This is a genomic window from Streptomyces sp. ADMS, assembly GCF_033441795.1.
GTDB lineage: Bacteria > Actinomycetota > Actinomycetes > Streptomycetales > Streptomycetaceae > Streptomyces.
This window is the reverse complement of sequence record NZ_JAVFVX010000179.1, coordinates 1-9,997: the sequence shown is the minus strand read 5'-3', so window position 1 is coordinate 9,997 and position 9,997 is coordinate 1. Positions and strand designations below refer to the sequence as shown.

At 67.7% G+C, this 9,997-nt stretch carries 7 protein-coding genes; 3 read left to right on the top strand and 4 right to left on the bottom strand.

The genetic code is table 11. The annotated features are described in order from the left end of the window. Positions 1 to 65: 65 nt before the first annotated feature. The 3 genes from cydB to hisC form a co-directional block, all read right to left on the bottom strand. The gene (gene cydB, locus RB628_RS37975; RefSeq protein ID WP_318325211.1) at positions 66 to 1,070 is read right to left on the bottom strand and encodes a cytochrome d ubiquinol oxidase subunit II; all 1,005 of its coding nucleotides are present in this window, start codon (positions 1,068 to 1,070) and stop codon (positions 66 to 68) included. Positions 1,071 to 1,091: 21 nt separating this feature from the next. Further along, on the bottom strand, positions 1,092 to 2,600 hold the full coding sequence (locus RB628_RS37970; protein ID WP_318325210.1) for a cytochrome ubiquinol oxidase subunit I: 1,509 nt from the start codon (positions 2,598 to 2,600) through the stop codon (positions 1,092 to 1,094). A 279-nt stretch (positions 2,601 to 2,879) separates the two neighbouring features. Beyond that, a complete protein-coding gene (gene hisC / locus RB628_RS37965) occupies positions 2,880 to 3,959 on the bottom strand; it encodes a histidinol-phosphate transaminase (RefSeq protein ID WP_318325209.1) in 1,080 nt (359 codons plus the stop codon). Between the two features lie 465 nt (positions 3,960 to 4,424). Between hisC and RB628_RS37960 the strand changes: the two genes are divergently transcribed. The 3 genes from RB628_RS37960 to RB628_RS37950 all read left to right on the top strand — a co-directional run bounded on the left by RB628_RS37960 (position 4,425) and on the right by RB628_RS37950 (position 8,141). Further along, complete coding sequence (locus RB628_RS37960) at positions 4,425 to 5,537, top strand: LacI family DNA-binding transcriptional regulator (protein WP_318325208.1); 1,113 nt, start codon at positions 4,425 to 4,427, stop codon at positions 5,535 to 5,537. 413 nt (positions 5,538 to 5,950) lie between these two features. Further along, on the top strand, positions 5,951 to 7,060 hold the full coding sequence (locus RB628_RS37955) for a metallophosphoesterase (protein ID WP_318325207.1): 1,110 nt from the start codon (positions 5,951 to 5,953) through the stop codon (positions 7,058 to 7,060). A 205-nt stretch (positions 7,061 to 7,265) separates the two neighbouring features. Further along, complete coding sequence (locus tag RB628_RS37950) at positions 7,266 to 8,141, top strand: hypothetical protein (protein ID WP_318325206.1); 876 nt, start codon at positions 7,266 to 7,268, stop codon at positions 8,139 to 8,141. Between the two features lie 316 nt (positions 8,142 to 8,457). On the opposite strand, the gene RB628_RS37945 is transcribed toward RB628_RS37950, so the two are convergent. Beyond that, positions 8,458 to 9,834, bottom strand: a complete 1,377-nt coding sequence (locus tag RB628_RS37945) for a VWA domain-containing protein (protein ID WP_318325205.1) — start codon at positions 9,832 to 9,834, stop codon at positions 8,458 to 8,460. Positions 9,835 to 9,997 lie beyond the last annotated feature (163 nt).

Genomic DNA, 9,997 nt, shown 5'->3' with positions numbered 1-9,997 from the left:
CACGATGTTTCACGTGAAACATCGTGAAACCACCACCCGAAGACAAGCTCCCGCAGACAAGAAGCTCAGTGTGCAGCTTCGGCGATGTGTTGTGTGCCGATCCGCTTGCGGAACACCCAGTACGTCCAGCCCTGGTAGAGCAGGACCATGGGGGTGGCGATCCCCGCACACCACGTCATGATCTTCAGTGTGTACGGACTCGACGAGGCGTTGGTGACCGTGAGGTTCCAGTCCGCGTTGAGCGAGGACGGCATGACGTTCGGGAAGAGCGTCAGGAACAGCATCGCGACGGCGGCCACGATAGTGACCCCGGAGAACGCGAACGCCCAGCCCTCACGCCCCTTCTGCGCCGCCCCCAGGGCGGCGACGAGCGCGACCACGGCCACGATCGCCGCGGCCAGGGAGCCGCCGTCGCCCTTGTCCGCCTGAGTCCAGGTCAGGAACACGAGCGCGACGACAGCTGCTGCGAGTCCGACGCGCACGGCCAGCTTCCGCGCCCGTTCCCTGATGTCCCCGACGGTCTTGAGGCCGACGAACACCGTGCCGTGAAAGGTGAACAGCGACAGGGTGACCAGGCCGCCGAGCAGCGCGTACGGGTTGAGGAGGTCGGCAAAAGTGCCGACGTACTCGAAGTCCGCGTCGATCTTCACCCCGCGCACGATGTTGGCGAAGGCCACGCCCCAGAGGAACGCCGGGAGGAGCGAGGTCCAGAAGATCGCGGTCTCCCAGTTGCGCTGCCAGTTCTCCTCGGGCCGCTTCACGCGGTACTCGAAGGCGACGCCTCGCACGATCAGACAGACCAGGATGAGCAGCAGCGGCAGATAGAAGCCGGAGAAGAGGGTGGCGTACCACTCGGGGAAAGCGGCGAAGGTCGCGCCGCCCGCCGAGAGCAGCCACACCTCGTTGCCGTCCCAGACGGGCCCGATGGTGTTGATGAGGACCCGCTTCTCCGCCCGGTCGCGAGCGAGCAGCCTGGTGAGGACCCCGACCCCGAAGTCGAAGCCCTCCAGGAAGAAGTAGCCGATCCACAGGACGGCGATGAGGACGAACCAGACGTCGTGAAGTTGCATGGCGATTCCAGCTCCCTGTGCCTAGTAGGAGAAGGCCATCGGCTTGTCGGCGTCATGGGAGTCGCCGCCGATCTTCGTGGGCGGGTTGAGGTCGGCCTCGGTCAGTTCGGGCGGCCCGGCCTTGACGTACTTCACGAGGAGCTTGACCTCGATGACGGCGAGAATCGCGTAGAGGGAGGTGAAGAGGATCATCGAGGCGAGAATCTCGCCCTGCGAGACCCCGGGGGAGACCGCGTCCCGGGTCTGGAAGATGCCGTACACGACCCACGGCTGACGGCCCATCTCCGTGAAGATCCAGCCCCAGGAGCTGGCGATCAGCGGGAAGCCCAGGGTGAGGATCGCGATGCGCCAGTACCACTTGGTGAACGTCGGGCCGAGCGCCCTCCCGGGCAGCAGCGAGAGGTGCGGCACCTCGCCGTCGCCGACCCGCAGATGCTGGGGCAGCATGAACTTCTTGCGGGTCAGCCAGAGTCCGGCCAGCCCGATCGCGAAGGACGTCATACCGAAGCCGATCATCCAGCGGAAGCCCCAGTAGGCGACCGGGATGTTGGGCCGGTAGTCGCCGGGCCCGAACTTCTCCTGCTCGGACTTGTTGACGTCGTTGATGCCGGGGACGTAGGAGCTGAAGTCGTCGTTGGCGAGGAAGGACAGCAGGCCCGGGATCTCGACGGCGACCTTGTTGTGGCCGGCGTCGACGTCTCCGTAGGCGAAGACGGAGAAGGGCGCGGGCGCCTCGCCGTCCCACAGTGCCTCGGCGGCGGCCATTTTCATCGGCTGCTGCTTGAACATGACCTTGCCGAGGAAGTCCCCGCTGACCGCGGTGAGCAGACCACCGATGACGACGGTGACCAGGCCGAGCCGCAGCGAGGTCTTCATCACCTCGATGTGCCTCTTGCGCGTCAGATGGAAGGCGGCGATGCCGACCATGAAGGCGCCACCCGTGAGGAAGGCCGCGGAGAGGGTGTGGAAGACCTGGGTCAGCGCGGTGTTCTGGGTGAGGACCAGCCAGAAGTCGGTGAGTTCGGCGCGCCCCTTCTCCTCGTTGATCCGGTAGCCGACGGGGTGCTGCATCCAGGAGTTGGCCGCGAGGATGAAGTACGCCGACAGGATCGTGCCGATCGAGACCATCCAGATGCAGGCCAGGTGGATCCTCTTCGGCAGCTTGTCCCAGCCGAAGATCCACAACCCGATGAAGGTGGACTCGAAGAAGAAGGCGATCAGCGCCTCGAAGGCGAGCGGGGCACCGAAGACATCGCCGACGAAGCGCGAGTAGTCGGACCAGTTCATGCCGAACTGGAACTCCTGCACGATGCCGGTGACGACACCCATCGCGATGTTGATCAGAAAGAGCTTGCCCCAGAACTTGGTGGCCTTGAGGTACTTCTCCTTCTCCGTGCGCACCCAGGCGGTCTGCAGGCCGGCGGTGAGCGCGGCGAGGGAGATCGTCAGCGGGACGAACAGGAAGTGGTAAACGGTGGTGATGCCGAACTGCCATCGCGCCAGAGTCTCCGGCGCCAGAGCGATGTCCACATCTCCTCCTTACGTCCGTGGTCATTGCGGCAGTCCGTCCCGGTTGCCACGCTGCACGAGAAGGACAAACGCGACGCGCTTGTGAACGCGTTCACATTCACAAGCAATTATGACGCATGCCCGTTCGAGCCATGAGGGGCGGGGCCTCTCTGCGGCCTCCGCCAGGCGCAGAACGTGAGATTCCGGGCCGCCAGGCAGGCAAAACGGCACGTCACCCGCAGGGAGTGACGTGCCGCACATGGTCACCAAACAGGCTCTGGGAGCTACCCCAGGACCGCCCTACAGCTCCTTGCGGAAGGCTTCCGCCGTCTTCAGGAGAACGTCGTTCGCCTCGGTCTCACCGACCGTCACCCGCACCCCCTCGCCCGGGAACGGCCGTACGACCACCCCGGCCCGCTCGCACACCGCCGCGAAGTCCACCGTGCGCTCCCCCAGCCGCAGCCACACGAAGTTCGCCTGGGTATCAGGCACCGTCCAGCCCTGGCCGCGCAGCCCGTCGACCACGCGCGTGCGCTCGGACACCAGTGAGCCGACCCGGCCCAGCAGCGCGTCCTCGGCCCGCAGCGAGGCCACCGCCGCGTCCTGGGCGAGCTGGCTCACCCCGAACGGCACCGCCGTCTTGCGCAGCGCCGCCGCCACCGGCTCATGGGCGATCGCGAAGCCGACCCGGAGCCCGGCAAGGCCGTACGCCTTGGAGAAGGTGCGCAGCACACAGACGTTCGGCCGGTCGCGGTAGAGCGTGACCCCGTCCGGCACCTCGATGTCGCGGACGAACTCCTTGTACGCCTCGTCGAGCACCACCAGCACATCACTGGGCACCCGGTCCAGGAACCGCTCCAGTTCGGCCCGCCGTACGGCTGTCCCCGTCGGGTTGTTGGGGTTGCAGACGAAGATCAGCCGCGTCCGGTCGGTGATCGCGTCCGCCATCGCGTCGAGGTCGTGCACGTCGCCGGGCGTCAGCGGGACCTTGACCGACGCTGCGCCGCTGATCTGCGTGATGATCGGATAGGCCTCGAAGGACCGCCAGGCGTAGATCACCTCGTCGCCGGGACCGCTGGTCGACTGGACCAGCTGCTGCGCGACGCCGACCGACCCGGTGCCGGTGGCGACATGGGAGACCGGCACGGCGAAGCGTTCGGCCAACTCGTTCATGAGCTCCGTGCAGGCCATGTCCGGGTAGCGGTTGAAGGCCCCGGCCGCAGCCGTCACGGTCTCCAGCACGCCGGGCAGCGGCGGATACGGGTTCTCGTTCGAGGACAGCTTGTAGGCCACCGGACCGCCCGCCGCGGCCGGCCTGCCCGGCTTGTAGGTGGGGATACCCTCCAGCTCGGCGCGCAGCTTGGGGCTCGTCTCGCTCACCGCAGTCCTCCTCATGACCACCCCCGGCTCAGCGCGGCCACCGCCGCCGGTCACCGGGTACCAATGCTTCTCACCTTATGAGGATTCGGCGCCGCTGCGTATGGGTCGGTCGCTTCCGCGACGCATCCGGCGCGTTCCGTTCGCCAATCCCACCGGCCCCACGGGCATCAGGGGTATCACTGTACAAAGTTGTACGAATCGGGGGGGGCGCGCCACACTTCTAGGCGCGCGCCGGTGGCTCACGCCGTGGCGCGCATCCCCCGTAGAGGTGAGTTGAGACCTCTTCGAAACATCGGTCACTTGGCAAGCCTATGTGCGCCGACGAGTCACGTAGGGCAGTAATATCGTTCAACTGGCTTCCTTTCTAAGGCAGTTGATAGCCAATGACCATGCAGAAACGTGCCTGTCAACGACTGCATATGCGTCCGCACTACCCCACCGCATGAGCCCTACTATCGGCTCGCCATGACAGCAGCAGGGAAGCACCAGGTGAGCCGCGCGGAAACAACCCGACGAGGCAGTCGGCCGGGCCGGGCAGGCATCAGAGACGTGGCCGCCGCCGCCGGGGTCTCGATCACGACCGTCTCCGACGCCCTCAACGGAAAGGGCCGGCTCCCGGACGCCACCCGACGCCATGTCCGTGAGGTCGCGGACCGGCTGGGCTACCGCCCGTCGGCCGCGGCCCGGACCCTCCGTACCGGCAAGTCCGGGCTGATCGGCCTGACCGTGACGACGTACGGGGATGAACCTTTCACCTTCACGGAGTTCGCGTACTTCGCGGAGATGGCGAGGGCCGCCACGTCGGCCGCGCTCGCCCGGGGCTACGCCCTGGTCATCCTCCCCGCGACCTCGCGTCACGACGTGTGGTCGAACGTCGCTCTGGACGGCACGGTCGTCATCGATCCGTCCGACCACGACCCGGTGGTCAGCGAACTCGTCCGACAGGGACTGCCGGTCGTCTCCGACGGGCGCCCGGCCGGCTCACTCCCGGTCACCGCGTGGGTCGACAACGACCACGAGGCGGCGGTCCTGGGCATCCTCGACCACCTGGCCGCCGCCGGCGCCCGCCGCATCGGCCTCCTGACGGGGACGTCCACCGACACGTACACCCACCTCTCGACCACGGCCTATCTGCGCTGGTGCGAGCGGGTCGGCCAGGACCCGGTGTACGAGGCCTACCCGGCCCACGACCCGTGCGCGGGCGCCGTGGCCGCCGACCGGCTGCTGGCCCGCCCGGACCGTCCGGACGCCGTCTACGGCCTCTTCGACCCGAACGGCACCGACCTGCTGGCCGCGGCCCGCCGCTACGGCCTGCGCGTCCCGGACGACCTCCTGCTGGTCTGCTGCAGCGAGTCCACGGTGTACGCCACCACTGAGCCGCCGATCACCACCCTCTCCCTGAAGCCGCGGCGCATCGGCACCGCGGTGGTGCAACTCCTGATCGACGCCATCGAGAACGTCGACTCGGACCTGCCGGTCGAGCAGGTGATACCGACCGAGCTGATCGTGCGGACGTCCTCGCAGCGCCGTCCGCCGCGCACGACGGTCAGTCCGCCGCGGTCGCCCGAAGAAGGGTGATCCGGGCGCGTTGGTGAGGGGCGGGGAAGGTGGGCTTGTGCGGGGCGGGCTCCCGGACAGCGGGGCCGTACGAGGGGTCGGCCCCGTAGGGGAAGCGGGAGCCCGGCCCCGTTCAGGAAAGCGGGACACCGGCGCCGGGACAGTTCACGGGCGCCGGTGTCATGATCGTACGAAGCGTCGATGTCCGAGGTGCGAAGCACGGTACGAAGCGGGGAGTCCGGGGCGGGCCCGTACGGGAAAGCCATTCCGAACCGGGGCGAAAGCCGCGGCGAACCGGGCTCCTTCGCCGATTCACCACCCCTGGGTCATCACATGGCGCGATCCGCATTCCTATGATGGGCCCACGACACCGCGGGCCGCTGCGACCAGGCAGTCCGATGCGGTGCAGATGCGGCGCGATGGTGGAGGGGTCGATGACTCAGGGGGCCGGTCAGGGACCCGAGGTGACGCGGACGGCGACGTTGCGCGACTTCCGGGTGCCCGCGTACGTCCATGAGACCGGTCCGTACGCTGACGGAACGGTCGCCGGCGACATCGCCGCCGGGGCAGCCGGCACCGAGGTCCAGGAGACCGCGGAGGGCGCACAGGCCACGGAGGAGTATCCGGACGGGTACACGCCCACACAGCGCGACCTGCCCGTCATCAACCGCGGTGACACGCTCCGGACCGCCGTCGGCCCCGCGGATCCGGCCGCCGACGGCCCGGGACCTGTGTACGTCGTCGGGGACGTCCACGGCTACCTCGACGAACTGGTGAGCGCTCTCCAGGAACAGGGTCTGATCGACGGCGCGGGCAACTGGTCCGCGGGCACCGCCCGGCTCTGGTTCCTCGGCGACTTCACCGACCGCGGTCCCGACGGCATCGGCGTCATCGACCTGGTCATGCGGCTGTCCGCCGAGGCGGCCGCGGCCGGCGGCTACTGCAAGGCGCTCATGGGCAACCACGAGCTGCTGCTGCTGGGCGCCAAACGGTTCGGTGACACCCCCGTCAACTCGGGCGCGGGCACGGCCACCTTCCAGGCGGCCTGGCTGCTCAACGGCGGCCAGAAGACCGACATGGACCGGCTTCAGGACCACCACCTCCAGTGGATGGCCCGCCTCGACGCGATCGAGGAGGTCGACGGCCACCTGCTCGTGCACTCGGACACCACCGCCTACCTCGACTACGGCGACTCGATCGAGGCGGTCAACGACACCGTCCGCGAAACGATCACGCGCAACGACGCGGACGAGGTGTGGGATCTCTTCCGCAAGTTCACCAAGCGCTTCTCCTTCCGCGACGAGGGCGGTGCCGAGGCCGTACGCTCCCTTCTCGATACGTACGGCGGCACCCGCATCGTTCACGGCCACAGCCCCATCCCGTATCTGCTGGGCGAAGTCGGCGCCGAGGACGACGGCGAGGACAACTCCGGCCCGAACATCGAACATCCGCATGTCTACGCCGACGGACTCGCCATCGCGATGGACGGCGGCGTGACCATGGCCGGAAAACTGCTGGTCCAGGAACTTCCGCTGGATCTCTGACGGATATCCGGCCGTTTCCCGGGCAGGCGTCCTCCGGGGTCGAACCGCATCGGACAGGGGACAGTCACACGGCAATTTCTTCAAACCCCCTGTCACCGCGCGCCGTCGCCGCTCTACCATCGGCTTATCCGTAGCAGGCTCCCCTCCGTTTCTGCCCGACGGCTCGTCAGCATGCCGAGCCCCAAGCCCTACGGAGCATCGGGGGATGCACATGAACAGCGTTCCGCAGCACCTGCAGAACGAGGACCGCCTGGAATACGAGCGGATCCTCGATGAGGCGCTGCGCTCCGCCCCACACCGCCCGGAACTGGCCGACGTCGGTCAGCGGCTCAACCCCGAACAACTGCGCACCATGGCGCTCAACGCCACCGCGCTCATCACGGTCGCCGCAGCGGCCGAATACCAGCACTACGTGAAGGTCCGCGACGAACTGCGCCACCCGGCGCCGTCCACCCCGTCGTCCGTACGCGACTCAGACCCCAGTGAACCGGGCACCGGCTCGCTGGGGTTCGCGACCAGCATGAGCGAGACCGCCGCCGAGACCGCCGGGGCGGGCGCCGTCGCCGTCGTCGCGGTCCTGGCTCCGGTCCTCGCCGGCACGGCCGCGGCGCTCTTCCTGCTCGTGGGCTACATCCTCAAGATGCTCGACCCCGAGCCGGCGTTCGCCCAGACCATGCTCACCACCGGATGGGTGTTCGGTGCGGTGACCGCGGCAGCGATCCTCGTCGCCGCGGTCGGCCTGCTGCTCACCGCCCTGCGCAACAGCCCGGACGCGGAGGAGGCCGGGGCCTACGGCGAACTGACCGGGGAGGTGGCGCAGGCCAGGGAAGCCTGGCGCGAGGCTCTGCTGGAGCGCGGCATCCTGCCGTTCCTCCGGGACGCCCTCGCCGCCCCCGGTACGGCGGCCATGAACCGCAAACCGGCCCAGGATCCGACCACCGGCCGCATGCCCCAACTCGGCTACAACCGGCCAGGCTTCAGCAGTCCCGAGGGCGGCCACACGACGAGCCACCGTCCCAGCTTCACCAGCCCGGACTTCACCAGCCCGGACTTCGGAGGCCCGGACCACCCACCGGAGTGATCGGCCGGCCGAACGCGCGACTCAGCGGGAACTCAGGAGGCAGGACTCAGGTGGAGCGGGCGGCTGCCGAAGCCGCCTGACCACCTGGGCTTCCGCGCAGCCGCCTGCTGTCTTCTCCCGTGCATTGGCCGCACTGGAGTTCGATGTCGGTGCGCGATCGACGGGTGGACCCGGTTGTCAGCCGCGGCCAACTCCTTCGACCTCTGTGCCTGCCCCTGCTCGATCTCCACCAGCTACTGCCGTGCACACGGCGGATGCCCCTGCGAGATCCTCATCGAGGACAACCTCACCCCTGACTCGGACGGGATGAATCGGATCAGAGGATGCCCGCCTGGCCGGCGGCCCCTATCCAGGTCGGGAACTCGGACAGGAGCCGGTCGTACAGCTCCTGGTCGGGGACCGTGCTGATGTCGTCCAGAGCAAAGAATCCGACGTTGTCGACGCGACGGCCGGGCAGGGTGTCGAAGCTTTCCAGCACTCCGTAGTCGGACCGTCCCAGCCCTACGAACTGCCAGAAGATCGGTTCCTCGACGGCTTCCCGCAGCTCTCGCTCGATCAAGGCGTTGCGGTGGATGCCCCCGTCGGAGAAGAACAGCACCAGGGTGGGAGCAGCAGCGGGGCATTCTCGAACATATTTACGGACTTGGGCGATCGCCTTCTGCTCTTCGTTCTGGATGCCCACCGTCCGCATGTCGACCTGACCGGATTGCAGCCCTTTGCCGGGTTTCCTATTGCGACGGAAGAGGCCGATCTGTCCCACCCGTACGTGCAGTTGCAGCCATTCGGGAAGGTCACCGAGTCGCAGATCAGGGAGGCGTGCCGCATTCGAAGCGAACGTCCAGGCTTGCATGTCCCCGTCATCGTCCAGCTGTGCGGCAACCGCTGCCATGCGCTCCACGACATCGGCGACGACGCCCTTGGAGTAGAGGAAGGACATGGATCCGGAGGCGTCCAGAACCAGGATGACGCGTGCGGTGACTCCGGCTGCGCCATGCTTTCGCAGACTGACCGCCACCTGTTCCTTGCGCAGAGACAGACGCTTGCGCATGTCGACAGGCAACTGTTCCTCGCCCTTGCTGAGGCGGGAGGCGACAGATATTGGAGCCGGGACAGGCGGTGCCGAATCAGGTGCCGTCGGGAACGCGAACGTATCCGAGGGCGCATCGTCAATGGTGATGCCGAAGTCGGTGGCCAGCCCAGCGAGCCCGGAGGCATAGCCCTGACCGACCGCGCGGAACTTCCACTGTCCTGCCCGTAGGTACAGTTCGCCACCGATGAACGCGGTCTCCGTCGCGGCCTCCATGGGAAAGCGTGCGATCTCGGTCCGCGTGCCCGCATCCAGAAGCCTCAAGGTCAGCCCGGGCACCTGCCCGAACGTTCCCCCCTCGGCCGAAGCGCACAGCACAACTCGCTCAACGGCGGGGTCGATCGAGTGCAGATCCACCTCGACCGTGTCGGTCAGGACGCCACCGGCACTCTGCTTTCCCAGGTGGGTCACAGCGTTCGACGCATGTCGGGGCTGGTTGTAGAAGACGAAGTCACCATCGTCGCGCACACGTCCGGCACCGGTGAGCAGCAAGGCCGAGGCGTCGACATCGGGCATGCCAGGCTTTTCGCGCCAGACGAACTCGACGCGTACCGCGGGAGAATCGACGGGAAGGTTTGCGCCCTTGCTCAGTGCTCTCGCTGTCATGGGGGCAGTCTGCACGCCATGAGAGCGGGAGGGCAGCCTTGCCGAGGTCCCGAGGGGGTTGCGGCCCGTCATGCGGTGTAGCGCATCGAGGCGCCGGAATCCTCAGGTCATCGCCGCATCGGCGCGGTTCGGGGCCGCGCATGGCGCTGACGGCCGGTCAGCC

Excerpts from the sequence above, each read along its gene's own strand:
- cydB (WP_318325211.1), bottom strand. The coding sequence starts at position 1,070 with ATGCAACTTCACGACGTCTGGTTCGTCCTCATCGCCGTCCTGTGGATC.
- RB628_RS37960 (WP_318325208.1), top strand. The coding sequence starts at position 4,425 with ATGACAGCAGCAGGGAAGCACCAGGTGAGCCGCGCGGAAACAACCCGA.
- RB628_RS37945 (WP_318325205.1), bottom strand. The coding sequence starts at position 9,834 with ATGACAGCGAGAGCACTGAGCAAGGGCGCAAACCTTCCCGTCGATTCT.
- RB628_RS37955 (WP_318325207.1), top strand. The coding sequence starts at position 5,951 with ATGACTCAGGGGGCCGGTCAGGGACCCGAGGTGACGCGGACGGCGACG.
- RB628_RS37950 (WP_318325206.1), top strand. The coding sequence starts at position 7,266 with ATGCACATGAACAGCGTTCCGCAGCACCTGCAGAACGAGGACCGCCTG.